Origin of the sequence: Mesorhizobium sp. B2-4-7, from assembly GCF_006442685.1 — a bacterium.
GTDB lineage: Bacteria > Pseudomonadota > Alphaproteobacteria > Rhizobiales > Rhizobiaceae > Mesorhizobium.
In genome coordinates, this window is the sequence record NZ_VFVH01000001.1 from 1,160,518 (window position 1) to 1,185,930 (window position 25,413).

A 25,413-nucleotide genomic window follows, 5' to 3' on the forward strand; every position below is an offset into this window, starting at 1 on the left:
CTTCATGAGCAAGCCGCTGGACCTGGATTTGGATCGCGCCGCCAAGACTTCCCTTGCGGAGCAAATTCGCAAGGGCGTGGCCGTCGCAATCGAGGAAGGCGCGCTGGAACCAGGCGCACGGTTGCCCTCATGGCAGGACCTGGCAGCACAGCTGGGCGTCGCGCGCGGCACTGTCCGGACAGCCTATGAGAAGCTCGCGGCCGCCCAGTTGATCGAGGCAACGCCAGCCGAGGGAACGCGCGTCGCAAAGCGCCCCCGCGCCGTCGCGATATCCGAGCCGGTGCCGGACGAAGGCTCCTTCATGCGGATTTATCAGGAGATGACGCAGGGTCCCGGCATCTTCCAGATGGGCATCCCCGCAAGCGATATCTTCCCCGCCACCTTGTTCGCGCGGATGCGCGCGCACGCCATCCGCGCCGAAGCCGCTGCCGCCCCCCTCTACCCCGATCCTCGCGGCGAACTCGAGTTGAGGCGGGAAATCGCTGGCTACCTCGCCGTAGCACGGGGCATCATCTGTCTGCCGTCGCAGGTCATTGTCACTGGAGGTTTCGGTGCGGGGCTCGGCCTGGCGCTATCCGTTCTGAAGCTGGCGGGGGAGACCGCCTGGATCGAGGAGCCCAGTTTCCCATGGACCCGAAAGGGGCTCGAACTCGCCGGTTTGTCTCTCGCTCCGGTCCCGGTCGATTGCAACGGCATCGATCTCGATGACGCACTGTGCCAGCATCCGACCGCGAAGCTTGCCCTGGTCACACCGGGTCAACATGCGCCGCTCGGCTCGACCTTGTCGCTCGAGCGGCGCCTGCGCCTGCTCGAATGGGCAGCTTCGACCCAGGCCTGGGTGATCGAAGACGATTATCTGAGCGAGCTTCAGCTGACCGGCAGGGCCGCGCCGGCGCTCGCGTCGCTCGACCGCGACGGGCGCGTCATTCACATCGGGTCCTTCAGCAAGACAATCAGCCCGACCCTTCGGCTGGGTTTCGTGATCGTGCCGGCCAGCCTCGTATGCGCTTTCGCTGAAGTCGCGGCGTGCTTAGCGCCCGCCCCGGGGCCGGCAGTGCAGCTCGCGACCGCCGAATTCATGCGGGAGGGCCACTATATTCGCCATCTCCGCCGCACGAAGCGGGCCTATGTCGCAAGGCGCGCGACGTTGCTCGAGCAGCTTTGGGCGAATGTGAATGCTGACCAGATTGCAACGCCGGGCCTGGCCGTGCTGCTGAAGCTGCCGAGGGAAATATCGGACATTGCCGTGGCGCGCGAGGTTTCGGCCTTCGGGATGTCCCCCGCACCGCTCTCCGCGTGGTATGCGTCGCCCGCCACTGCCGAATCCGGCCTCTTGCTCGGGGTCGCCACCACGCCGGGCAAGAACCTGGCAAAATCCTGTGATCGGCTCTTCGAGGCGATTAGGCGGATCGACGGCGGACAGCCGATTTGAGACTGCTCCAAGTAAGACGTTGCTAGGCAGCGACACTCGTTGAAACAAGCGACCACTGAACGAGGCCGTCTATGGTAACGCGAATCTTCGCCGGCAGCGCCTTTGTCTGCGGCCACAGGACGCTGATCGGCAGTTCGCCGCCTGACAGGCCCTCCAGGACAATCTGAAGGGCCCCGTCTTGAAGATCGCCTTCCACCATCCATGACGGAAGTTGCGTCAGACCGTGTCCTGCCTTAGCGGCCATTAGCACCGTCTCGAAATCCTGCAGTTCATGCTTGACGGGGACGGCCTGCCGCGCTGTCGAGCCGTCGGGTTGCTTCATCAGCCAGGCGATGCGGTTGCCTTGCCGTCGTCCGACGATGCAATCGTGTCCGGCAAGATCGCTCCAGGATCGCGGAACGCCCCGCCGTGCGAGATAGCCAGGTGCTCCGACTATCACCGTCTGCTGGACCCCAATCTGTCGCGCGACGAGGTCGGTCGAATCCTCAAGATTGCCGATACGCACGGCGAGGTCGATGTTTTCGCCGATCAGGTCGATCCGCCGGTCGGTGAAGCTGACATTGAGGTTCAGCGCCGGATAGCGTTTCGCAACCCCTAACAGTACGGGCATGACGTGCAGTCGACCGAACGCCGTCGGGAGATCGATGCGGACTTCGCCGCCAGGCGTGTCCCGCGCGAGCGCGAGGGCGCTCTCGCCACGCTCAAGTTCGTCGAGTGCCGCGACGCAGTGCTCCAGCCAGGCCTCTCCGGCAGGCGTCAAGGTCAGGCGGCGGGTCGTCCGGTGGAGCAGCTTGGAGCCCAAGCGCGCCTCCAGACGCGACACCGCCCGGCCGATCGCGGACTTGGCCATGCCCATTTCCGCCGCAACCGCGGTGAAACTACCGAGCCGAATAACGGCTACGAATTCGGCGATGCCATCGAAACGCGAGTTCATCCGCCTATTGTAGCTTCAAACGCAATAGTGAGTCCACCAGGCCGGCACTAATCTGCTGAGGAGTATCCCTTTATATCTTCTGGAGCTTTAATTCTCCACAGGAGCCGCCCCATGCCCTCTCTATTCGATTCCTTCGATCTAGGTCCCGTCCACCTCACGAGCCGCATCGTCATGCCGCCGATGACGCGCACCCGCACCTCCGAGGGTGCTCTTCCGACAGATGGCGACCTCCCGAACGAACTGACCGTCAAATATTACGGTCAGCGAGCTAGCGCCGGCCTGATCATCTCCGAAGTCAACGACGTGGATCAGTCCAGCCACGGCTACGCGCGGATTCCCGGGATTCACTCCGAAGCCCAGAAGCAGGCCTGGCGCCCGGTGACCGAAGAGGTTCATCGTCAGGGCGGCACCATCTTCATGCAGCTGTGGCATGTCGGCCGACTGGCGCATTCCTCGCTTCTGCCGAACGGCCAGGCGCCAGTGGGCGTGACCGCGGAACAGGCCGTCGGCTCAGAGGTGTTCGCCCATGGCCCGGACGGCCGGTTGCGCTTCATGGCGGCAGAGACGCCGAGGCCGCTCAGCACCGAGGAAGTGACGGCCATGGTGGGAACCTTCGCCAAAGCCGCCGCCAATGCGCGGGAGGTCGGGTTTGACGGCATCGAGATCCATGCCGCCAACGGCTATCTGATCGAGCAGTTCATGAACTCGGTGCTCAACACCCGCACCGACCGCTACGGCGGCGGCAGCATGGAAGATCGTGCGCGCTTCCTGATGGAAGTCGTCGACGCGGTCGTGGCGGAATTCGGCGCGGGACGCGTGGGGGTTCGCCTCTCACCGTTCGGCAAATATGGTTCAATGCCCGCTGATCCGCTCGTCGAGGAGACGTTCCTGTACATCGTCGAGCAGCTCGGGCGCCGCGGCGTGGCCTATGTCCATCTGCTCTACGAACTGCTGCCCGACGGCAACATGGAATCGGCCACGTTCGAGGCGCGCCATCTCGACCATGACATGCTCGCCAAGGCGCGAGCGTCGTTCCCCGGCGCGTTCATATGGTGCGGCGGCTTCAATGACGTCGAGCGTGCCCAAGCCGCGCTCGCTACCGGGCTGGTGGACCTGATTGCCTATGGCAGGCCGTATATCGCGAACCCGGATCTCGTCGAGCGTCTTCGGAGCGGCTGGCCATTGGCCGTAGCGGACCGGTCCGTCTATTACACCCGCAATGGCGAGGTGGGGTACACGGACTTCCCCACCTATTCGAAGAATGGCGCCGCAAGCAGGGCCGCCTGACACGACGATAGGCCGAGCAGGAGTCCGGCGCAGCGCCACGCACTCCTGCCGGTCGAGACGACCTCCATAGGTTCCGGCGGAGTCGCCCTGTGCCCGCGCAGATCCTGGATCTGGGTGCGCCTGACCGCCCTTCTTTCACGACAGGCAGAAACATCATGACAAAGCGAACATTTCTCGTCACCGGCGCCAGCAAGGGCATCGGCCGCGCGCTCTCGGCGCGGCTCGCCGCCGACGGTCATCACGTTGTCGGCATCGCTCGTGGCGATGATCCAGCGGACGAGCTTGGCGTGAAGGCCATCGCGAAATGGAAGAGCAGCCCGCCTCGAGGCCATTGGCAGGAGGCGGGCGTGAGGATTAAATATTCGCTTGTGCTAATATAAAAATGACATAACGTAATGTCCGGCATCTTGAGGATGCGCAACCGTGGGGGAGTACGATGAGAGTTGCTATATTTTGCGCGGCTATCATGATCGCTGCGACTGGTGGCACCATTGCCAAGGAAAAGAAAGTGGTGGTCGGTGATGCTGCGGCCCTGTGCTCTACGAAGCATTCGACCAAGAAGCCGGTGAGAGATCTGGACTGCGGTTTGACTGGCACGGCCAAAATGCCGGATGGAGCAACCCCGGAAAAGCCGCGCCTCGGATACGACACCGATCCGTGGATGGTCATTGGCTTTTAAAGCTGGCTGCAGATAGCCGCCAACTTGCGGCGTGGCCGATGGTCGCCAGGTACTTGGAATGACACTCGTATCAAATTCCAGTACAACCAAACGAATTACCGCAATCCACCAGCAATCCCCAATTGCCGTGAGCCCATCGGGCGCTTGGCGAATTGGGACGATGGTTTCGCACGACTACCTGCCGACAAAGTAGCTATCTGCGTGCCGATTGTTGCTGATTATCTATGGAATGTTTTACTTTTGTTTTCAGCACCTTACGTCGCGGGTTTCGGCGACGTTTGAGTGGGGGTCAGTAATGATCCGGTGGTGGGCCGAACTCGACGATCCTGCCACGATGCATGACAGGGAACCGCTCGCCAAAATGGGCGACGACGGCAACATGGCATGGTGCACCGGCTTGCATACGATCTGAGGCATCACGTTTGCACTCACAAAAAGCTTGATCTCGGCCCTGCGATATTCATGGATGAGGCGTAGGTGTAATAGTTGTGGTAAGGGAATGACGCTTTCTTTTCATGGAGATTGCGATGAGGGAGAGAACAATTGAAAGCGGCCTCAGCCCGCAAATGCAGGAGGCCATTCCGATAATTCGACGCGTTTTCAGACAACATGCGCCGAGGCGGCTTGAGCTTGAGCTTACTGCTGGAAAAGAGTGGTATAATCATTCCCGCTGGTCCCTGCATCATTCCGGCAATGCGGTTGATATTAGGACGAAAAAGCTGGCGGATCGCGGGACCGGTATGTTGTCAATCCTTTTAGGATACTTTTTGCAGCAGGAGCTTAACTCTGAACTTGGCAAGGCCAAGTATTTAGTCCTGGTGAACGATCAAGGGCCTATGTTTCCGCATATTCACGTTCAGTATAATCCAGGGGCCAGAATGAGCACACCCGGGGACTATGACGGCAAGCGACGGCGAGCGGTCTAGCAGCCCAAAGGAAACTCCTTTGCGTGCTTGGTTGCCTTTTGCACGCAAGCGCGGACAAAAGCCTCGCCGCGCTCTTTGCGCCATGCCGTGGAAGACATCCTTCAATCCACCGCGCGGATGCAAAGCCGTTTGATGCGCCGGTACCATCCGCCCAAATTACTCGAAGAAATAAGTAAAGCCCCCGTCGGAGGCTCCGACGGTCACCTTCGTCATCTTTTCACCGTCAAGCGACCGGTTGAGCACGCCGCGGCTTAATTCCGGCAGAAGCGTGTTGGTTAAGATGGCATCGATCATCCGCCCGCCGGATTCGATTTCCGTGCAGCGTGCCCTGACCAGATCGATGACGCCGTCGCCGATCACCAGTTCCGCGCCACTGGTTGCACGCAGCCGGCGAGCGATCCTGGCGAACTGATGACGGGTGATCGCCTCGATCATCGAATCCGACAGCGGGTAGTAAGGAATGGTTACCACCCGTCCAAGAAACGCCGCCGGAAAAACCTTCAGCAACGGCCGGCGCAAGGCCGTATCCAGATCTTCGAGGCCGGTCCGAACCGTGCCGTTCCTCGTCCGGTCCATGATGACTTCAGAGCCGACGTTCGAGGTGAGCAGGATCAATGTGTTCTTGAAATCGATGCGCCGCCCTTCGCTGTCGTCCATCATGCCCTTGTCGAAAACCTGGAAGAAGATTTCGTGGACGTCCGGATGCGCCTTCTCGACCTCGTCGAGCAGGATCACCGAATAGGGTTTGCGCCGAACCGCCTCTGTCAGGATGCCACCCTTGCCGTAGCCGACATAGCCGGGGGGCGCTCCCTTTAAAGTCGAGACAGTATGCGCCTCCTGAAACTCCGACATGTTGATCGAGATCAGGTTCTGTTCGCCACCATAAAGCGTCTCCGCCAAGGCCAGCGCGGTTTCGGTCTTGCCGACGCCGGAGGGGCCACAAAGCAGGAACACCCCCACCGGCTTTTCCGGCGCGCCGAGCCCGGCGCGGCTGGTCTGCACACGCTTGGCGATCATCTCCATGGCATGCTCTTGGCCAACCACGCGCTCGCACAGAGTGGCCGCGAGCCGGAGGGCTTTTTCGGTCTGGCTCGACAGCATGCGCCCCGTGGGGATGCCGGTCCAGTCCTGGACCACCGCGGCCACGGCATTTCGATCAACCGAGGGCAGGATCAGCGGCGCCTCGCCTTGCGCCTCGGCCAGTTCAGCCATGCGTTCGCGCAACCGGGTAAGATCGGCGACCGGATCAGGTGGAAGTCCATCGGCAACAGCCGTTTTCACTTTGGGATCGGATGCCTTGTCCTTGGGCGTTTGGATCTCAGGCAACTCAGACTCAGAGGCGTTGGCATCCGCTGGCGTTTCCATCGCATCGAGCGGCATACCGTCGCCGCGCAGTCGGGCACGCAATTCGAGTATCTCGGCAACTAAAACTCTTTCGCGGTCCCAACGTTGTTGCGCGGCAGCCAGCGCGACCCCTGTTTCGGCAAGTCCGGTGTCGACCCGTGCCTGCCGTTCGGTCACCTCGATCCCGATCGCCGCCTCACGATCGATGATGCCGTGCTCGACCTCCAGCGCCTGGCGCCGCCGTATGATATCCTCGAGCTCGGCCGGCGTGGCATGCTGCGAGATTGCGACCCGGGCGCAAGCGGTGTCGAGAAGGCTTACCGCCTTGTCGGGTAGTTGCCGCGCCGGGATATAGCGGTGTGACAGGCCCACTGCCGCCTCGATCGCCTCATCCAGTATCTGCACCCGGTGGTGCTGCTCGAGAACTCCGGCCACCCCGCGCAACATGAGAACGGCCACAGCTTCGGAAGGCTCGTCGATCTTTACCACCTGAAACCGACGGGTCAGCGCCGGGTCTTTTTCTATGTGCTGCTTGTATTCAGCCCAGGTCGTTGCCGCGACGGTACGCAGTTCACCGCGTGCCAGCGCCGGCTTCAGGAGATTGGCCGCGTCGCCGGTTCCAGCAGGGCCGCCTGCGCCGATCAAGGTGTGAGCTTCATCGATAAAAAGGATAACCGGTGTTTCGGACGACTGCACCTCGTCGATTACAGCCTTAAGCCGTTTTTCGAACTCGCCCTTTACGCTTGCCCCGGCCTGCATCAAACCGACATCGAGCATGCGCACGCTGACGCCCTGTAGCATCGGCGGTACATCGCCCTGGGCAATACGCAAGGCGAAGCCCTCGACGACCGCGGTCTTGCCTACCCCGGCTTCGCCCGTCAGGATCGGGTTGTTCTGCCGCCGCCGCATCAGCACATCAACGATCTGCCTGATCTCGGGGTCGCGGCCGACGACGGGATCGATCTTGCCGTCGCGCGCGCGCTGGGTCAGGTCGGTGGCGTATTTCGCCAGCGCCGAATCCCCACCCGGAGCCCGCCGTGGCATCTCCGTTGCGGAGACCGTGGTCGAGGTGCCAGCTTCGAGTGAGCCCTCCATGACATCGGCGAACCGCGCGATCACCGAGTCGGCGTCGATCTCGTCGAATGCGCCGCTGATCTTCGACAGCAGGCCTTCTAGGACCGGGGTCTTCAGGCAAGCGAGCAGAATATGCGCGCTGCGGACTTCCTCGACGCTGAACTCAAGCGTCGCCAAGTTCCAGGCCTCCTGGATGGCATGAAAGATGTGGTCGGAAAATTCCTCGATCGATGTGGCGCCGTATGGCAGCTTGTCCACGGCGCGGGTCATATCGGCCGTGAGCCGGCTGGCATCCACTCCCGCATCGGCGATGATCATTTGCACGTCCGAGCGATCGGAAAGCACCAGTTGCTCGATGAAGTGGACGAGTTCGACGTAAGGGTTGCCGCGCAGCTTGGCGGTGTCCGCGGCTGCCTTGAAGGCGCGCACGCCGACAGGATTGAGCTTGCCGACCAGTTCCTTACGCTTGAAGCTCTGTGACGACCGGCGCTGTTCCATCGAACCTGCTCCTGCAATCTGCCAGTCGACAACCTGCCACATAAGCCGTCGCTTGACAAAGCGCCCGATGGACGGCGTCGCCAAGGCCGTTCGCGGGGCCGTCAGCCTTTGGAAGCCCGAACCACTGGCGGCAGAAGAATTCGCGCATCCGTGTGGTGTATTTTGCCGATTGGGTTCGGCAGTCTCGCCAAGCCATCCCATAGCGAACACGCGGTGGTCAGCTTTCGTTAGCTTTTAAGCAGCGGCTTTAATTGGCGTACGGCACATCAGTGTGGTAACCTTGGGTCAGGTGCCGTTGAGGGCCGGTCGCTGGGGGTCTGTGTGATTGATGTCGCACTTTGGCTTACTCCGCTCGACGGTGAAAATCCGTCAGGGGAGGATTTGCGCAACGACCCGGCCTTTCATGAGCTGGAGCGACTGACGGAACAGCAGAAGAAAGTCGAGTTCCAAGGCAGCAAAAACACTGAAGTCGACGTTCCGATAGACTGGCCTACCGTGCTTACCAGGGCTGAAGAGCTGCGGTCTCACGGCCGTGACCTGCGCCTTCTCGTCATTGTTACGCGTGGACTGGCCAACGAGCATCGGTTGGCCGGCCTGGCTGCCGGCCTGACCCTCATCGCGCAAACTGTCGATCAGCATTGGACGACCATGCATCCGGCCCTGCGGTCCGGTGCCACGCCGCGCGAAGCAGCCTTGCGCCGCATCAATGCGCTTACCGACCTTCAGAACGGCCAGGACGGTCTACTCAAAGATTTGCGGAAAATGACATTCTTTGCGCCGCGCGCCATTGGGCCGATCCTGGGCGCGGATCTGGAGAAGGGTTCGCTTGACGAGCGGGTCATGCTGCAGGAGGCTGCTTCGGGACTGAATGCGGCCGAGAAGGCGAAGCTGGCAAGCGAGCACAGCCAACTGGTGAACCGGGTGCGCAGCGCATGCGCGGCGCTGATTGATCAGGCCGGGCCAGAAATGACGTTGCTCATAGCCGACGCCCGCGCCGCGATCGCCGCTCTCGAGAGCGTCGAAGCCGCCTTTAACTCCCGCCTCGAAGGCGCTGGCGCCACGCTTCCCGAGTTAAAGCGGTTTCTGCAGCGTCTGCTGACGACCCTCGAACGAAACGCGACCGGTGCCACTGCCGCGAACGGCCTCGCAAAGCCGGTCGCGACGCCAGCAGAACCGGCAGCACGTGTTCGCAACGGCGATGGAGCCGATACGATGGCAAGCGTGGCAAGCTACGCAGAATCCGGCGACAGCGGCCTGCCCGACCGGATCTCCTCGCGCGACGATGTCGTCAAATGCCTCGATCTCGTCGTCGCCTTCTATGACAGCACCGAACCGTCCAGCCCGATCCCGCACCTGGCGCGGCGCGTGCGCCGAATGGTGCATATGGATTTCGTTGAACTGATGGAAGATCTCGCCCCGTCGGGACTGAAGGAATTTCGGCTTCTTGCCGGCGTTCCCGATGTCAAGAAGACGGCACAGAAAGATGAAAGGTAAGACACATGCCAGCCGAAAGCAAAGCCAAGGTCATCGAACGAAATCGCGCGCCACGGGTGCAGATCGCCTATGACGTGGAAACCTACGGCAGCCCGACGACGATCGAACTGCCGTTTGTCATGGGCGTGATGGCCGACCTTTCCGGTGCTTCGCAAACCAAGGAAGCGTCAAAGTCGGTTCTGGACCGCTCCTTCGTCGAGACCGACGCGAACCGCTTCCCCAAGTTCATGGAGGCGCTCGGACCCCGCGTCAAAGCGCGGGTGAAGAACACGCTGCCGCAGGCCGAAGGCCAAGAGCGCGACGAGGAACTGGCGCTCGATCTCACCTTCACCAAAATGGGCGATTTCGCCCCCGACAAGATCGCCGAGCAGGTTCCGCAACTGGCCGAGATCCTCAAGATGCGTCGTCAGCTCGAGGAATTGCTGGGCTTCATGGATGGCCGCGTAGACGCCGAAAAGCGTATCGCGCAGTTGCTGAACAACGAGCCACTTCTTGGCAAGATCGCCAGCCAGGCGCTGACTGACGACGACAAGGCGGGAGAATAAACCATGGCCGAACAGCAGAAGACCGCCACCCTCGCCGCCGAGGCCGAAGCCATAGACCTTGGAGAATTCAGTGGACTCCTCGAAAAGGATTTCAAGGTCAAGAAAGACGACAGCGAGAAGCTGCAGCAACTCGTGCGCAATCTCGCGCTCGCAGCGCAGTCCCGTTCCGACACCACAACCATCTCGTCCAATGCCATCAAGTCGATCAAGTCGCTGATCGCCGGTATCGACAAGATGCTGACGGCTCAGGTCAACGAGATCCTGCACGCGCCGGAAGTGCGCGAAATGGAAGGCACATGGCGCGGCCTGTGGTACCTCGTCAACAACACCGAGACCGACCAGAAGCTTAAAATCCGGGTGATGAACATCTCCAAGGAGCAGCTGGCCGACACGCTCGAAGACTACGAAGGCCAGATGTGGGATCAGAGTCCGATCTTCAAGAAAGTCTACACAGACGAATATTCGATGCTTGGCGGCGAGCCGATCGGCTGCGTGATCGGCGCCTACGAATTTTCCAACCACCCGCGCGACGTCGGTCTGCTACGCAACATCTCCGGCATCTGCGCTTCTGCGCATACGCCTTTTATCGCGGCCGCCTCGCCTCGACTGTTTCGTATGGATAGCTGGCAGGAATTGCCGAACCCTCAGGATCTGCAGCAGATCGTTTCCAACCCGGCCTATGCCTCCTGGCAGTCGCTGCGCGAAAGCGAGGATGCTCGCTACATTGGGCTGACCATGCCCCGCGTCCTGGCCCGGCTGCCATATGGCACGGACACCGTTCCGGTGAAGGGCTTCACCTTCGAGGAAGAGGTGCAGGGCGATCACAACAAGTATGTCTGGATGAACGCCGCCTTCCCGATGGGCGTCAACATCAACCGCAGCCACAAGCTGTTTGGCTGGGGTACCCAGATCCGCGGCGTCGAGAACGGCGGAACGGTGCTTAATTTGCCGGTGCACAGCTTCCCGACCGATGATGGGTCGATAGCGATGAAATGCCCCACGGAAGTCGCCATTGATGACCGGCGTGAGGCGGAACTCGCCAAGCTTGGCCTGATGCCGATCCTGCACCGGAAGAACACGGATCTTGCGGCTTTCATCGGTGCCCATTCGTTACAGGACGACGAAACGCGCGCCGGCCGACTGGTGGACCCCGATGCGCAGTCTAATGAGCGGCTGAGCGCCAACTTGCCCTACTTGTTCCCGGTTTCGCGCTTTGCGCACTATCTCAAAGCCATAGCGCGAGACAAGGTCGGGTCGTTTAAGGAACGCTCCGACATGCAGATCTGGTTGACCGAGTGGATCAACCGCTACGTGCTGGCCAACCCGGCCTTTGCCGACGACAAGGCGCGCGCCAAGCGCCCGCTCGCCGCCGCCGAGGTCCAAGTGGACAGCGTGGAGGGGCGGCCGGGCTACTACAACGCCCGCTTCTATCTGCGCCCGCATTACCAGCTGGAGGGCATCAATGCCTCGCTTCGACTGGTGTCGGAACTGCCGTCCGTTAAGACTTGATTGCAGCAACAACAATCTTTTTTTTGACAATGGTGGAGAGAGACAATGCCAGTAAAGATTGATGGTTTTCTGAAGGTTCCCGATATCAAGGGCCCCAGCACCCGCGACGGCCACGATGATGAGATCGAAATCCATGGCGTCGACTACAAGATGGTCGCACCCTATGACCCGAATTCGCTCTCACGTCGGGGGCGCGTGTCCATGGGCATGATCAAGTTCATCAAACACTACGACAAATCTTCGCCTTATCTCAAGAAAGCCTTGTTCGAGAACAAGGCCCTCGATGAAGTGGTGTTCTCGGCACGTCGGACGATCGATGGCGAGACTAAGGATTATCTGGTCGTCACCCTCACCGACGCCTCGATCATGGAATACGACATGTCGCAGGCCGAGGATGAGGAAGACCTGATCCAGGAAGAGGTCAGCTTCGCCTACAAGAAGATCAAGTTCGTCTATGACGGCAATGATGAAGCCGAAATGGATGTCTATGTCGGCAAGTGAGGGTCGGCGACCCGACGCTGGCAAGCAGCACAGTACCGGCAGCTTGCGGGCAAAAAGCGAGGCCGTCCAGCCGTCGCTTTGGGATCGCCTCGTCAATGACCTGCCTGGTCTGACCTCGGAGATAGACGGGCTGCGCCATGTCTTGCTCGACGAGCTTGGCGCCGACCGTGTCGACGCCCTCGTTGGCGCCAGCGCGCGGGCCATCGACGCTGATGCCGAACTCACAGCCGAGCAAAAACGGCGTCTGCATCGATTGGCCTTTCAGACCCAGCATCGGGTCGAGATCGAAAGTCGCGGCGTTGTGGTGTCAGCCCGCGTGCTCAGAGAAGCAGTGCGGCGTGACGTCGAGGCGCTCTTCAACACCGAGCGCTTCGAGGCCACGCCGCTCCTGTCCGATCTGGAAAATGAACAGGTATCGGACAACCCACCGTCGCTCGCAGATTTCCCGGAGGTGCGCCGGAGCGTGGTCAATTACGGCGTCCCCTCCTTCTCGGGCAGGTCTTCGCGCGACTTTGATCGCGATGTGCTGGCGCGTGAGATCCGTGCGGTGCTCGCCACCTTCGAGCCCCGCCTCAAGGAAAGCGCAACAAAGGTCACAGTGACGCTTGGCGACAAGACCGCCGGCCTCAAGATCGAGATTGACGGTGTGCTGATCATAACCCCGACACCGGAACGCATGCGCCTGCGCACTACGATCAATCTCGATAACGGCGCGGCGCGGACCGAAATCAGGGACGCCTGAGATGGATCGGGTCTTCGTCGAATATTACGAGGAGGAGTTGACCCACATCCGCGGCCTTGCGGCCGAATTTGCCGATATGCATCCAGCGGTCGCGCGCAACCTTTCCCTCGACACGGTCCCCTGTCCGGACCCCTATGTTGAGCGGCTGCTGGATGGCGTGGCTTTCCTCGCGGCGCGCACCCGGCTAAAGGTCGACGCCGAGCGTTCGCGATTTTCGCGCAGTGTGCTCGACGTTCTTTATCCCGATCTGGTCACCCCGGCGCCGGCAACGGCGATGGTGGTGCTCAAACCAGGCCAGCAGGTCCAGACCATGCTCGACGGCCACGTCGTCAGGCGCAACACCCGGCTGGTTTCCAGCCTGCGGCCCGGCCTTTCGACGCGCTGCACTTTCTCGACCGCGCAAGAGACGACCCTGTGGCCGATAGCAATCACTTCGGTCAGCTATTTTCAGGACCGCAGCGCGTTGGCGGCGGCCGGGATGGCCACGGTCGGCGGTGTGCGCGGCGAGGCGGCGCTCCGCATCACGCTGGCCCCGACCGGAAAAGGCAAGCTCCACGAATTGACGCTCGACCGGCTCGATATTTATTTTGCCGGGCGAACCAAGGCGCCGCTGCTATTCGACGCGATCTTCGGCACTTGCTCAAGCGTTGGCGCACGCGCTGAGGGCAAGAGCAACCCGTTGTCGCCCTTGCCAGCGCCCGAAATGGTTGGCATCAGCGACGACGAAGCCTTGATGCCGCGTACCCGCCCGACATTCGAAGGATATCGCCTCCTGCGAGAATACTTCATAATGCCCGAGCGCTTCCACTATGTGCGGGTTTCGGGGCTACAGCCTGTCGTGCGTCGATGCGACGGAGGGCTTGAGATCGTCTTCCAATTCAGGCGTCCGGTGCCAGAGTTGGCCGATCTGACATCGGCCGACTTCGAACTTTTCGCAACGCCGATCATCAATCTTTTCGAACGTGAGTGCAACGTCGTCGAGATCGATGCGCGTAAGACACGCCAGGTTTTGCATGCAGACCGCACGAGGGCGCGCGACTTTGAAATCTATCGGATCATTCGTGTTGAGGACGCCGACACCGAAGGCAACGACGCCGAAATTCCGGAACTGTTCAGCCTGGGGCAGAACAGCGGCAGTGGGTGGGTCTACTCAACCGAGCGGCGCCCTCGGCGCGCGACCGAAGACGAACGGCGCGACGGTCTAACGCGCACGTCATACACCGGCGACGACGTTTTCCTGGCCGTATCGCGACCGCTCGCAAGCCCGGCGTACCGACCTCTGAAGCGTCTCGACGTCGTAGCACTGTGCACCAATCGTGACCTGCCGATCCTCGATGACAATCCCACATTGACGCTTGAGGCCGGCGACCCGGTCGAAATCGTCAGGCTCCTTGGAGCCCTGCGTCCACCGCAGCCGGCGATCCCCGCAGCACTGCCCACAGGGGCCGAGGGTGAATCGCGCGCCGACGATCTCGCCTGGCGGCTGGTGGCACAGCTCATGCTCAACTTCCTCAGCCTTGCCAAGGAGGGCCGCGGCGTCGACCCGTTGCATGCGCTTCTCGATATCTATGCCGACCGAGGCGATCCCAGCCTGGCTCGCAATGTACATTCGATCGCCCGCATCGACTCGCGGCCCGTCGTGGAGCGGCTTCAGATCGAGGGGCCGATGTGCTTCGGACGCGGCACCGAGGTGACGTTGCATGTCGATGAATCCATCCTGGCTGGCCAAAGCACTTTGCTGCTTTCGGCTTTGCTGGCGCGGCTGTTCGCCCGATATGCCGGAATAAACGGTTTCGTGCGGACCCGCACGCGGCTGCTGCAGAAGCAGGAGGATGTGCCATGGCCGATGACGCCCGGCAATCGCTCCCTGATCTAGACAAGCCCAGCCCAAACCCCGCTGAAGGTCTGTCCGAAGGGTTCGACTTTTTCGAATTGCTGCGCCGTCTCGAACAGCAAAATGCCGTGTTCGGCCATTCCGGCCGTCCCGACCGTGAGCCGGCAAGGCTTGGCCAGCATGTGCGCCTCGCCTTCTCGGCCAGGGACCTGGTCCATTTCCGCGAAGCCGACAACGGCAAGCCGGCCCGGGTCACGATTGCAAATCTGGGTCTCTTGGGCCCCGAGGGTCCAATGCCGCTGCATCTGACGCGCTGGGTGCTCGACCGGCTGTCGCAGCGGTGGTTCGCCGGGGCCAACGCACAGCTGACCAGCGACACTACTTTCGTCGATTTCGTCAACATTCTGCAGCACCGCATGATCGCCCTTTACTATCGGGCGTGGGCGGATGCGAATCCGGCCGTTCAGGTTGAACGCGCGGTCGGTGGCCGGGTTCGCGCCATGCTTGCGGCCATGGCCGGTATCGGACTTCCCGGCACCCGAAACATCGATCTCGACATGGTGAAGCTTCGCCAGGCGGCTTCGCTCGCCAGCCAGGTCGAGGGCCCGGAACGACTGACACTGTTCCTGGCGGAAGCCTTCAAGGTGCCGGTAAAGATCAAGGAATTCGTCGCTGCCTGGACAATCATACCAGCAGGCCTCCAGACCCGCCTCGCAAAATCCTTTGCTGTGCTCGGTCGGGGGGCGACGATCGGCCCACGCGTTTTCACCCGCCAAAGCAGGATCGAACTGCGGGTCGGCCCTTTGAAGTATGATGATTTCAAGACATTCCTGCCGGGCAGCCAGCGGCTCAAACTGTTCCAGCACGCGGTTCGCGACATGGTCGGAGAATCTCTCGATGTCGATCTGCGTATCGTGCTTGCGCGTGAAGCAGTGCCGCCGCCCCGTATTGGAGCGGTGCAGCTCGGCCGAACCGCCTGGCTTGCGCGACCCGCTGAAAGGGGAGATGCTGATGATATGCGGCTGCGCACAATCGTCGGATGGCGGCCGGAAATGGCGGGGGGCGCGGCATGAGTCTGCTGCTAACGCTAGAGCAAGGGCCACGCACCCAGGCGGTGCGGCAAACTCGCCTGGACGAAGGTGAGCTGGTGATCGGCCGCAGCGCCGATGCAGGCTGGCAGATCGATGATCCCGACATGTTCGTTTCACGCGCTCACTGCAAAATCTCTGGCGGGCGAGATGGATATTTCGTCACCGACACATCGAGCAGCGGTTTGTTCATAAACGATTCCGATAGCCCGCTTGGTCCAGGCAAGTCCGCACGCCTTCAAAGCGGCATGCGGCTCAGGCTGGGCGATTACGTCGTCTGTGTCGACCTGCAGATCGCGGCCGCTCAAGCGCCCGCAGTCATCCAGCCGGTACCAGAACGTCTGCCAGCGGCATCGCGGGCGCCGGTAAGCATCGGCCGCGATGACTTCTTTTCCGCCAAGGTCGAAGAAGCGCCGCAACGGCCTCGACCTGCTGATCTGCCGAACCCATTCGAGCAGCCGATCCCAGGGGCGTTCGAGCGCGCGTCCTCCGGCCAGCGCAACTCGCCTGCTTTCGACGACCCGTTCAGCCTCGATCCGGTTTCAACGCCGGTGTCGAAAAACGCCGCCGTTTATGTCGAGCAGGGCGGGGTGGGCAGCCGGGCGGATCCATTCAGCCTCGACCGGCCCCCCCCTCCCAGCCACGGAGCTGAATCCGCAGCGGGAAAGCTGTCCGACTTCAACGATGATTTTGGTTTCGGACCGGTCTCCTCGCCCAGTTCGACAAATAACTCGGCCTCGACCGGCCAGCGCGAGCGCATTGCCCAACGGCCACCATCCGCCAATCCCTGGGATATTCCCGCGCAACCGGCCGATGTCCTGCCTCCAGCGCGCATGGGTGCTGCTTCCAAACCTGCCCGCCCGCCGGCAAGCGCGCAGCCCGCCGAGATGGCGCTCCGCGCCGCCTTCTTGCGCGGCATGGGCGTCGAGGAAGCCGATTTCCCCGGGCGCGACAGCATCGTGGAAATGGAGAAGTTCGGCCGCGAATACCGGCTGATGATGGAAGGGCTGATGCAGCTTCTGCGCAAGCGGGCCGAGGAGAAAGGAAATGCTCGCGTCGCCCAGACAATGGTCGGTGCCTCCGAAGTCAATCCGCTCAAATTTCTGCCGTCGGTCGACGACGCCATCGTGACGCTGATCGCCGAGCGCAGCCCCGGATTTCTCGCCGGGGAGGCGGCCATCGCCGATGCAGTTCGCGATCTCGCGCAACATCACGTGCGCGCTTGGCGAGGCATACAGGCCGCTTTGCGACGGATGATCGATCGTTTCGATCCCGCAGCGATCGAGGACGAGCTGAAATCGAATTCGGCGATCGGCACCCTGCTTTCGGGCGGGCGCGGCGCCAAGCTGTGGGAGCTCTATCAAAAACGCCATCGCGAAATCGCCGAAAGCGCGGAAAAAAGCTTCCTTGGCGAAATCGGCACTGATTTTCGAGATGCATATGAGGAGGAGTAAGCCATGATCGACCGACGTGAATTGATGATTGCCCTGGGCGCGACCGGGCTGGTTGCAGCGTGCCAGAGCGGTCCGCCAAAGCCGTCGGTGATCACCGTCAACGTGACCGGCGGGGCCGGCATGAATCCGGGGCCAGGTGGCGGCGACCGGCCGGTGACGGTTCTCGTGATGCGGTTAAAAAGCACCGGCAAATTCAATTCCGCCGACTATTTTGCGCTGCAGGGGGATGCCGGCAGCGCACTCGCAGGAGATCTTATCGGTTCCGACCAGATCGCCGTCGGGCCCGGAAAATCCGCATCCAAGACCATCACTGTCGAGCCGGACGCGACGGCTCTGGGCTTCGTTGCACTGATCCGCGAACCTGGCGGCAGGAACTGGCGGACAACCAAGTCGGTGTCGCCGGGATCAAAGTTCACCATCAATGTCACGTTGGGCAGCGGCGGCATCTCCGCCTAGCAGCCAAGGCAAGGGAGCTCAATGCAGAGAGTAGCGGCATGAGCGATGCAAACAGGGTGCTATGGTCCGAAGGACTTTTCCTGCGAACCCAGCATTTCCAGCAGCAGGATCGTTTCTTCGAGGCGACGGTGCGCGGCGCGTTGCAGGCCGGACAACTGCATACGTTCGGCTTTCGACAGCTGACGCTGGACCAGGCATTGCTGGAATCCGGCCAGGTCGCGATCCTGTCGGCCCGGGGCATCTTCCCGGATGGGACACCTTTTTCCATTCCGGATTGGATGGACGCGCCGCGACCGCTGCCGGTCACCCCCGAGACGGGCGCAGGGCCGGTGCTGGTCGCCTTGCCGCTGGAGCCTCCCGGTGGTGTCGGCTTCGATCCGGCACACGCCGCCGCCTCTGGAGCGCGATATCACGGGCGGATCGTTTCGGTGCGCGACGCTGTCCAGGGCGGTTCGGATCCTGAAGAAATAGAAATCGCCCGTCCGCAGGCGCTGCTGCTTGCACCTGGCAAGTCGGTTGGTGGCTACACCGCCTTGCCGATAGCCGACCTCAACGGAGTTCGAGCCGATGGCGGCGTCTCTCTGGACGAGACCTTCCTGCCACCGGCACTGGTTACCGGCGCGGTGGCCTGGTATCGGCAATTGCTTCTGGAAGTTGTCACCGGCCTCGACCAGATCGCCGAGGCGCATGGCAAGATGGTCATGGGCGGGCCTGGGCGCAGCGTCGAAGATCTGTTGATGCTCAATCTCGCCAATGCGGCGCGTCCGCGTCTGGCTCACATGCTGGCGCAGGATGTCTTCCATCCGGCCGAGCTTTACCTGGAACTTGCCGGGCTCGCCGGTTCGATGGCAACTTACGGATCGAGCGCGCGGCGGCTGGGCGAGTTGCCCGCTTACGATCACATGGCGCCCGGCCCTGCCTATTCGGCGCTGGCGGACGCGCTGCGCTCGCTCATTCTCAGCCTTCGTTACATCGAGCCGAAATCGCGTGCGCTGCCTGTCATGCGGCACTCGACCAATGTCTGGAAAATTCGCATCGACAACCCAAAGCTGCTGGTGGCCAGCCGCATCGTCATCCGGGTCGGCTCGGAGCTGTCGGAGGATGCCCTGCGCAAGATCTTCGTCAATCAGGCGACCGTCGGCTCGGCCGACGAGTTCGAGGGCCTGTGGAAATCGCGCTTGCCCGGCATTCCGCTAAAACCGCTTCATTCCCAGCCACGCGAAATCCCTTACGACGGCGATCGACTGTGCCTCGAATTGGATCAGAAAAGCGAACACTGGGCCTCGCTGCTCGACGCACCAGGCTTCGTCATCGGTGTTTCGGGCGTGTTGCCAAGCGAGCCGCAGGTGGACTGCTATTCGGTGAACAGGTGAGATCATGAGCCGCGATGATCCTTTCGGACTGTCGGAGGATCGCGAACGCACTCGCATACGATTGAGCGGCGCGCCGATGCCAAGGCCCATGGCGCCACTTTCGCCGGGCGCACTGGTAAAACGCTCTCGCACCCACCCGAACGCGCTTGTCAACGCCTTTGCGCCCTTGCTCGAGTTCGCCCCCGAGCTCGAAAGCGCAATGCCGCCAGACAATCCGGAAGTCTTGCGCACCCGTTTGCTCGAAGAACTGGTTCGGGCACGCGACACGGCTATGTCGACGGGGTCCTCGATGGAGCGAGCCGACCAGGCAGCCTGGGTGGTGGCTGCGTTGCTCGACGATCTGGCCCTGAACACGCCTTGGGGCGGGGCCAGCGCCTGGCCGCGGCAGCCGCTCGTCGTCATGCTGCGCGGCGATGTCGATGCCGGCACGCAATTCTTCACGCGACTCGACGAACTGGAACGACATCCTAACCGGGACCGAGAATTGCTTGAACTGCAGTACCATTGCCTGGCGCTCGGCTTCCGTGGCAAATATCGCGTGCCCGGCCGCTCAGGCGACCGCTCGCTCAATGCGGTTCGCGTGGCGGCGGCCCGCTTCCTGCGCAATGCCGACGCCGAAGGCGCGCCTTTAGCGCCAAACTGGAAAGGTGTCATCGCCTCCGACCAGCCGCAGCGCTTCATCGTGCCGATCTGGGTCATGGCGCTCGGTGCTGCGGTTGCAGCCGCGGCGATCCATATCGGGCTGTCAATGGGACTGAGCAGCCAGGCGGTCGAGCTTTCCGCACTTGTTCGTGCCCTGCCACCGCCTGCCCGCGGCGACATCACCCGCGCGTCGCCCAAAGTCGACGCCCCGCCACCGCAAAAAGTGGATTTTGCGCTGTTGCCGGAATTCCAGGCGGGGGCGCCGGCCGAGCTCAAATCTGCTCTCAGCGGCACCGAGAGTGTTTCACTGGCCAAGCTGATCATCCAGGCCTCCAACCCCGAACTATTCCAGTCATCGCGGCCACAACTGACCGATGGTTTCGAACCCTTGATCGGTTCGATCGCCAAGGTGATCCTCGCCAATCAGGAGCTGATCGGAAACATCACGGTGGTCGGCCATACTGACAGCGTTCCTTTGCAAAAGACCAACCCGCTGTCGACCAACCAACGCCTATCCGAGGCTCGCGCCCGGACGATTGCCGACATGCTGGTTCAAAACGGAGTGCCGCAGGATCGCGTCCATTCGGAGGGCCGGGCAGCCACCGATCCTGTGGCCAGCGACAGCACGCGCGAGGGGCGAGCCTTGAATCGCCGCGTCGAGGTGCTCGTCGAAAAGAGGCTGTGAGATGTTCATCCTGCGCTTCCTCTGGGCGGTCCTGACATCGCGCTGGCTGTGGACGCTGATCGGCCTGACGCTGCTATCCCTGGTTATCTGGATCTTCGGTCCGATCGTCAGGGTCGGTCCCTACGAGCCCTTCGCCTCCGAAAATGTGCGCATCGTCATCATCGCGCTGCTGGTCATCTTCTGGCTGGTCTGGCTGATCGTTGCCCAGCGTCGGGCGATCCGCGCCAACCGGATGTTCGTGGCCGAGATTGCCGCGCCAGCGGTGGAAAAGCCGCTCAGCCCAGGCGAGGAGAACGTCGCCGCCGTGGGCGCCAAGTTTGCCGAGGTGATGACCGAACTGAGGCGCCGCAAGCTGGGCGGGCGCAAGTTCCTGCGCGAGATGCCATGGTACGTCATCGTCGGGCCGCCGGCGACCGGCAAGACCACCGCCTTGCGGCAGTCCGGACTGAATTTTCCGATCGATCTCACCGACGACTTGCAGGGGGTCGGTGGCACGCGCAACTGCGACTGGTTCTTTTCCGAAAACGCGGTTCTGATCGACACTGCCGGCCGCTATGTCCAGCAGGAGAGCCAGCCGGATGTCGACGCGGCCGAATGGCTCGGTTTCCTCGACCTCTTGAAGAAACATCGCGGCCGCCGTGCGCTGAACGGCGTGATCGTCGCGCTTTCGATCGACGTCCTTTCGGAGGGCGACGAGGCCATCAAGGCGCACGGGCGCAAGATCCGCCGCCGGTTGGCCGAGCTCAACGACCGCCTTGAAATCCGCCTGCCGGTCTATCTGATGCTGACCAAGGCCGACCTGATCAAGGGCTTCGAGCCCTTCTTCGGCGGTCTGTCCACCGCCTCGCGCGAACAGGTGTGGGGGACGACCTTCGCGCTGGATGCGCGCGTCGATGGCAAGACCATCGAACGAGAAATCGCGACGCTGGCGACCGAACTCGAGCGGCGCTTGGTGACGCGCCTGGAGGACGAGGACAAACTCGCCGCCCGTGCCGAAATCTTCAGGTTTCCCGCCCAACTGACAAGCTTGTCCGAACCGATTCAGGTGCTGGTCGAAGCCATGTTCGGCGAAAGCCGGTATGAGGAGGCTGCCTGGCTGCGCGGCCTCTACCTGACATCGGCGACGCAGGAAGGGGCGCCTATCGACCGGCTGACCGCCGCGCTGTCTTCCTCCTTCGGTCTTCCGCCGCGGCGCGCCCTGCCCGCATCTCGGGTCGAGAAACGCAGCTTCTTCCTGAAGAACCTCCTCACTGAAGTCATCTTCAAGGAAGCAGGCCTCGGTACATTTGACCCACTGGCGCAACGCCGCCGAGCCTGGATCTGGCGCGGCGCCGCTGCCGCATGCGCTGCGGCGGCGTTGCTGGCAGGCGGCCTGTTCACCTGGTCCTATTTTGACAACCGCCATGCGATCTCGGCGCAGGCAGGCCAGTTCGAAGCGCTGCAAACGCCGCTGACCTCCGCTGCCGCAACCCCGGCATCGGTGGAGCGGCCTGCCATGGACGGCGCGCTCGAGGCGATGGACGCGGTCGCAAATGCCCGGACAGCACCGCCGGGCGCTGCCCACGATCTGCTTGGCCCATCGGCCTCGGCGGAACTGGTCAGGGCACAGGCCGACACTTATGACCACGCCCTCCGCAACGTGCTCGAGCCCCGGATGGTGGCCCTGCTCGAGGCGACGATGTGGCGCCAGATCCGCGATCCCGACTTCATGCTCGGTGCGCTCAAGACCTACCGCATGATGACGGGCCTGTCGCAGATGGATCCAGACTACGCCCAGAACTGGTGGGTGAACAGTCTGCCCGAATTCGCGGCCGCGGCGCCATTTCCGACAGCCGACGCCGAAGAGCATCAGCTTGCCGCGATCCGCCGGATGACGGTCGACGAAAGCTATGTCGCGCCGGACCAGGCCCTGGTTGCCGAAGCTCTGAAAACGGTCTGCACGATTTCGTTGCCGGCGCGTGGCTACAAGCAGTTGTTGGCCGATCCGGCAGTGGCCGGGCTGAAGGAGTGGATACCGGCCAATTTCGCCGGCCCAAACGGCGGCAAGGTGTTTGCACGGCGTTCGGGCAAGACATTACGCGTCGGCATTTCGGGCGCTTTCACCTATTCCGGCTTTCACGACGTCATTCTCGACCGCATCGACGATGTCGCCGCCCAGGCGGCGCTCGATCGTGCGGTTTTCGCCGGCGGTTGCTCGGAAAATGCCGAGACATCCGTCTCGGCGCTGTCCGAGGATATTCTGAAGCTCTACTACGACGACTACATCGCGCAATGGGATAGCTTCCTGCGCGACATGAGGCTTGCACCATTGACCGATCTCAATGTCGCCGGCGAAAACCTGAAAGACCTCTCAAGTGCGGATTCAGCGCTGAAGCGGCTGCTTACGGCGGTCGTTCAGGAGACAGAACTGACCCGTTCCGACGAAGCGCCTGCCGACGACAAGGCGGCAGCCAAGGGCGCTTCGAAACTGCTCGGCAAGCTGGGCAAGCTGGGCAAACTGGCGACATCGGGTGCGAAACTACTTCCCCGCGCCGGATCCGCCAGTGAGGTGGACCTGACCGGCAATCTGGTGGCCGAACATTTCAAACCGCTGAAGAGCACCATCGCAGAGGTCGACGGCCAGCCACCGGCGCTGGATGCTGCCGTTGTCGCACTGACCGCGCTTTCGAACGTCCTGCAAACGGTCACCGCGAACCCCAATCCACAGGACGCCATCAAGAAACAGGGGGGCCTTGCCGAACTGACGGGCGCGGTGGCAAGGCAGGCCCAGATCCTGCCCGATCCCATCAACAGCTGGTTGGGCGGGATAGCCGGCGACACCAGCAATTTGACTCAAAAGGCGGTCACTTCGGAACTCAACGCCATCTGGCGGGCCGACATACTGCCTTTCTGCCAAGCGGCGCTGAACAATCGCTATCCCTTCAGCGAAGCCAGTGCGGTCGACGTCAACGTGCACGATTTCGCCCGCCTGTTCGGGCCGGCCGGGCTGATCGACGGTTTCATCAACGACCACCTGATCAATTATGTCGACACGACCGGCGAGCCTTGGAAGTGGCGCGCCGATTTCGGCCTCGACCCTTCGGCGCTGGCGGCGTTCGAGCAGGCCAGGCACATCCGCGACGATCTTTTCCCCGGGGGTGCCGGACCGGTGATGAGCTTCACGCTCGAACCGAAGGATCTGTCTCCCAACCTCACGCGCGTCACGCTCAATCTCGATGGCCAGAGCCTCGTCTACTACAACAACGCAACGCGGCCGCAACCGATGACCTGGCCCGGCAAGGACGGCACCGGGGTCATTTCGCTCGCCTTCCAGCCGATCGACGGATCGCCCGAAATCATGCTCAACGAGACCGGCAGCTGGGCATGGCTGAGGATGTTGCGCAGCGGCCGATTCACCGGAACCTCGCTTTCGGATGTCTACAGTCTGCGCCTGGGCACGAAAGGCATGTACGCCGATTTCGAGCTCAAGGCCGCCAGCGTCGAAAACCCCTACAACCTCGAAATGTTCAAGAAGTTCACATGTCCCGCGCAGATATGAACGCGCCCGGCTTCTACGGCAAGATCCCGGCGACGGGGGATTTCGTCGCTTGGAACCTGCCGCGGACTTTTATCGACCGCTGGGACCGCTGGATGTCGATGGAATTGCGCGCGCGGCCGGATGAAGGTGAGGACCTCGACAACCGAGTCTGGCGCTTCGTCGTTCAGGACGCGATCTTTGGCGACCAACCCTGTGCTGGCGCCTGGCGCATGAGCCAGGACCGTATCGGCCGCCGCTATCCGTTCGTGGTGACGGGGTTGGGTGCGACGCCCGATGCATCCGATCCTTGGTTTGAGGGTGTGGCTCGGATCGCTAAGTTGACTGTTGAGCACTATTGGGAGCAGGAACGTGTCGCCATAACGTTGCAGGCTCTCGATCCACCCACCTCGTTCTCCACGGTCAAACGCATTGCATTTTGGACTGATGATTGGGAGGTGCAAGAATTCGCCTTCGCCGACATCCATGATCTCGCGAACAACGCCCTACCGGCCATGCGCGCCGCGCGTGCCATGCCGAGGGGATTCTGATCATGGCACTCAGCGTCTACGCAGAGAAAATGGGCTTCTTTCACAAGGGCAGCAACGGCCAAGGTATCGCACCAGGCGATGTCTGTCTCTCGCCGCCATCCCCACCCGCAGGCCCGGTTCCGGTACCATACGTCAATATGCTGTCGTCGTCGGATCTGACTAAGGGCACCAAGAGTGTCAAGATCGATGGCGAGCCGACGGCTATCGAGAATGCATCGGAGATCTCGACCAGTACCGGCGACGAACCCGCCACGCAAGGCCTCGGCGCAGGGGTCGTGACCCACAAGATAAAGGGAAAGGGCGTCTTCAAGTTGTGGTCCTTCACGGTAAAGGCGGAAGGCAAGGGCGTCGACCGTCATGGCGATATGATGGACCAGAACACCGCGAGCGACCCGCCGCCCAATTGCGTCAACGTCGCTGCGTTCAACAAATTCCTCGCGTTTCTATTGGACAATTTCATTTTGGGTCCATGCCCACCAAATCCGAAGTTTGAGCGGACCGAAAAGCGAACGGCTGCCCAGCGCGACAAGGTGAACGGACAGGAATGTTGGCAGTGTAAGCAGGACAGTGGAACGAGCAACACTACTTGGAAAGCCTCAGAGCCCGGAAAGGTAGAGCCGACAGGGCCGGGCAAGCCGTTGAAAGACAAGCCGTACATGACCCATGACCATCAGCCGCCGCAGGTCTTGGCTTGGCACATGGGTGGTTGTCACATGGGACTGGAAAAATTTCAGGAGCACTTCGACACCGCTGATTCGGTCATGCCTCACTGCAATAAGTGTTCGAACAGCCAAGGCTCGAAAGCCCGTAAATACGCGAAGAACTTCAACGGCAGTGCAGCAGCTCTGTAA

Annotated in this window: 20 protein-coding genes and 1 pseudogene; 19 read left to right on the forward strand and 2 right to left on the reverse strand. The window is 62.0% G+C overall.

What is annotated here, in order from left to right:
* The first annotated feature begins 4 nt into the window (after positions 1–4).
* Entirely contained in the window at positions 5–1,432 is a 1,428-nt protein-coding gene (locus tag FJ946_RS05780; protein ID WP_140515114.1) for a PLP-dependent aminotransferase family protein, read from the forward strand.
* Positions 1,433–1,454: 22 nt separating this feature from the next.
* Here FJ946_RS05780 and FJ946_RS05785 read toward each other — a convergent pair whose 3' ends face one another.
* The gene (locus FJ946_RS05785) at positions 1,455–2,366 is read right to left on the reverse strand and encodes a LysR family transcriptional regulator (protein ID WP_140515113.1); all 912 of its coding nucleotides are present in this window, start codon (positions 2,364–2,366) and stop codon (positions 1,455–1,457) included.
* A gap of 111 nt (positions 2,367–2,477) precedes the next feature.
* On the opposite strand from FJ946_RS05785, the gene FJ946_RS05790 reads away from it, so the two are divergent.
* The 4 genes and pseudogenes from FJ946_RS05790 (at position 2,478) to FJ946_RS05805 (ending at position 5,258) form a co-directional block, all read left to right on the forward strand.
* The gene (locus tag FJ946_RS05790; protein WP_140515112.1) at positions 2,478–3,653 is read left to right on the forward strand and encodes an alkene reductase; all 1,176 of its coding nucleotides are present in this window, start codon (positions 2,478–2,480) and stop codon (positions 3,651–3,653) included.
* 155 nt (positions 3,654–3,808) lie between these two features.
* Positions 3,809–3,925: pseudogene (locus FJ946_RS05795) on the forward strand (SDR family NAD(P)-dependent oxidoreductase); the annotation flags it as partial.
* Between the two features lie 194 nt (positions 3,926–4,119).
* A complete protein-coding gene (locus FJ946_RS05800; RefSeq protein ID WP_181165313.1) occupies positions 4,120–4,332 on the forward strand; it encodes a hypothetical protein in 213 nt (70 codons plus the stop codon).
* 527 nt (positions 4,333–4,859) lie between these two features.
* Positions 4,860–5,258 carry a hypothetical protein gene (locus FJ946_RS05805; protein WP_140498284.1) on the forward strand — a complete coding sequence of 133 codons (399 nt, stop codon included), beginning with the start codon at positions 4,860–4,862 and terminating at the stop codon, positions 5,256–5,258.
* A 156-nt stretch (positions 5,259–5,414) separates the two neighbouring features.
* On the opposite strand, the gene tssH is transcribed toward FJ946_RS05805, so the two are convergent.
* A complete protein-coding gene (gene tssH / locus FJ946_RS05810; RefSeq protein WP_140566660.1) occupies positions 5,415–8,174 on the reverse strand; it encodes a type VI secretion system ATPase TssH in 2,760 nt (919 codons plus the stop codon).
* A gap of 321 nt (positions 8,175–8,495) precedes the next feature.
* On the opposite strand from tssH, the gene tssA reads away from it, so the two are divergent.
* The 14 genes from tssA to FJ946_RS05880 are packed head-to-tail and all read left to right on the forward strand — an operon-like array spanning position 8,496 to position 25,413.
* The gene (gene tssA, locus FJ946_RS05815) at positions 8,496–9,668 is read left to right on the forward strand and encodes a type VI secretion system protein TssA (protein WP_140557377.1); all 1,173 of its coding nucleotides are present in this window, start codon (positions 8,496–8,498) and stop codon (positions 9,666–9,668) included.
* A 5-nt stretch (positions 9,669–9,673) separates the two neighbouring features.
* On the forward strand, positions 9,674–10,213 hold the full coding sequence (tssB, locus tag FJ946_RS05820; protein WP_140498287.1) for a type VI secretion system contractile sheath small subunit: 540 nt from the start codon (positions 9,674–9,676) through the stop codon (positions 10,211–10,213).
* Positions 10,214–10,216: 3 nt separating this feature from the next.
* Positions 10,217–11,722 carry a type VI secretion system contractile sheath large subunit gene (gene tssC, locus FJ946_RS05825; RefSeq protein WP_140498288.1) on the forward strand — a complete coding sequence of 502 codons (1,506 nt, stop codon included), beginning with the start codon at positions 10,217–10,219 and terminating at the stop codon, positions 11,720–11,722.
* 45 nt (positions 11,723–11,767) lie between these two features.
* Entirely contained in the window at positions 11,768–12,223 is a 456-nt protein-coding gene (locus FJ946_RS05830) for an Hcp family type VI secretion system effector (RefSeq protein WP_115143971.1), read from the forward strand.
* Positions 12,210–12,965 carry a type VI secretion system baseplate subunit TssE gene (gene tssE / locus FJ946_RS05835; protein WP_140498535.1) on the forward strand — a complete coding sequence of 252 codons (756 nt, stop codon included), beginning with the start codon at positions 12,210–12,212 and terminating at the stop codon, positions 12,963–12,965. The genes FJ946_RS05830 and tssE overlap by 14 nt, the downstream gene beginning before the upstream one ends.
* 1 nt (position 12,966) lies before the next feature.
* The gene (tssF, locus tag FJ946_RS05840) at positions 12,967–14,841 is read left to right on the forward strand and encodes a type VI secretion system baseplate subunit TssF (protein ID WP_140498289.1); all 1,875 of its coding nucleotides are present in this window, start codon (positions 12,967–12,969) and stop codon (positions 14,839–14,841) included.
* A complete protein-coding gene (tssG, locus tag FJ946_RS05845; protein ID WP_140557374.1) occupies positions 14,805–15,872 on the forward strand; it encodes a type VI secretion system baseplate subunit TssG in 1,068 nt (355 codons plus the stop codon). Before tssF ends, tssG begins: the two co-directional genes overlap by 37 nt.
* Positions 15,869–17,341, forward strand: coding sequence for a type VI secretion system-associated FHA domain protein TagH (gene tagH, locus FJ946_RS05850; protein ID WP_140515106.1), 1,473 nt, complete (start codon positions 15,869–15,871; stop codon positions 17,339–17,341). The genes tssG and tagH overlap by 4 nt, the downstream gene beginning before the upstream one ends.
* A gap of 3 nt (positions 17,342–17,344) precedes the next feature.
* The gene (gene tssJ / locus FJ946_RS05855; protein WP_140498291.1) at positions 17,345–17,797 is read left to right on the forward strand and encodes a type VI secretion system lipoprotein TssJ; all 453 of its coding nucleotides are present in this window, start codon (positions 17,345–17,347) and stop codon (positions 17,795–17,797) included.
* A 38-nt stretch (positions 17,798–17,835) separates the two neighbouring features.
* On the forward strand, positions 17,836–19,170 hold the full coding sequence (gene tssK, locus FJ946_RS05860; protein ID WP_140560453.1) for a type VI secretion system baseplate subunit TssK: 1,335 nt from the start codon (positions 17,836–17,838) through the stop codon (positions 19,168–19,170).
* A gap of 4 nt (positions 19,171–19,174) precedes the next feature.
* Positions 19,175–20,497: a type IVB secretion system protein IcmH/DotU gene (gene icmH / locus FJ946_RS05865; protein ID WP_140524746.1), complete on the forward strand. Its 1,323-nt coding sequence runs from the start codon at positions 19,175–19,177 to the stop codon at positions 20,495–20,497.
* A 1-nt stretch (position 20,498) separates the two neighbouring features.
* A complete protein-coding gene (tssM, locus tag FJ946_RS05870; RefSeq protein WP_140524747.1) occupies positions 20,499–24,035 on the forward strand; it encodes a type VI secretion system membrane subunit TssM in 3,537 nt (1,178 codons plus the stop codon).
* Complete coding sequence (tagF, locus tag FJ946_RS05875) at positions 24,017–24,562, forward strand: type VI secretion system-associated protein TagF (RefSeq protein WP_140524748.1); 546 nt, start codon at positions 24,017–24,019, stop codon at positions 24,560–24,562. The genes tssM and tagF overlap by 19 nt, the downstream gene beginning before the upstream one ends.
* Positions 24,563–24,564: 2 nt before the next feature.
* Positions 24,565–25,413, forward strand: a complete 849-nt coding sequence (locus FJ946_RS05880; RefSeq protein WP_140524749.1) for a DUF4150 domain-containing protein — start codon at positions 24,565–24,567, stop codon at positions 25,411–25,413.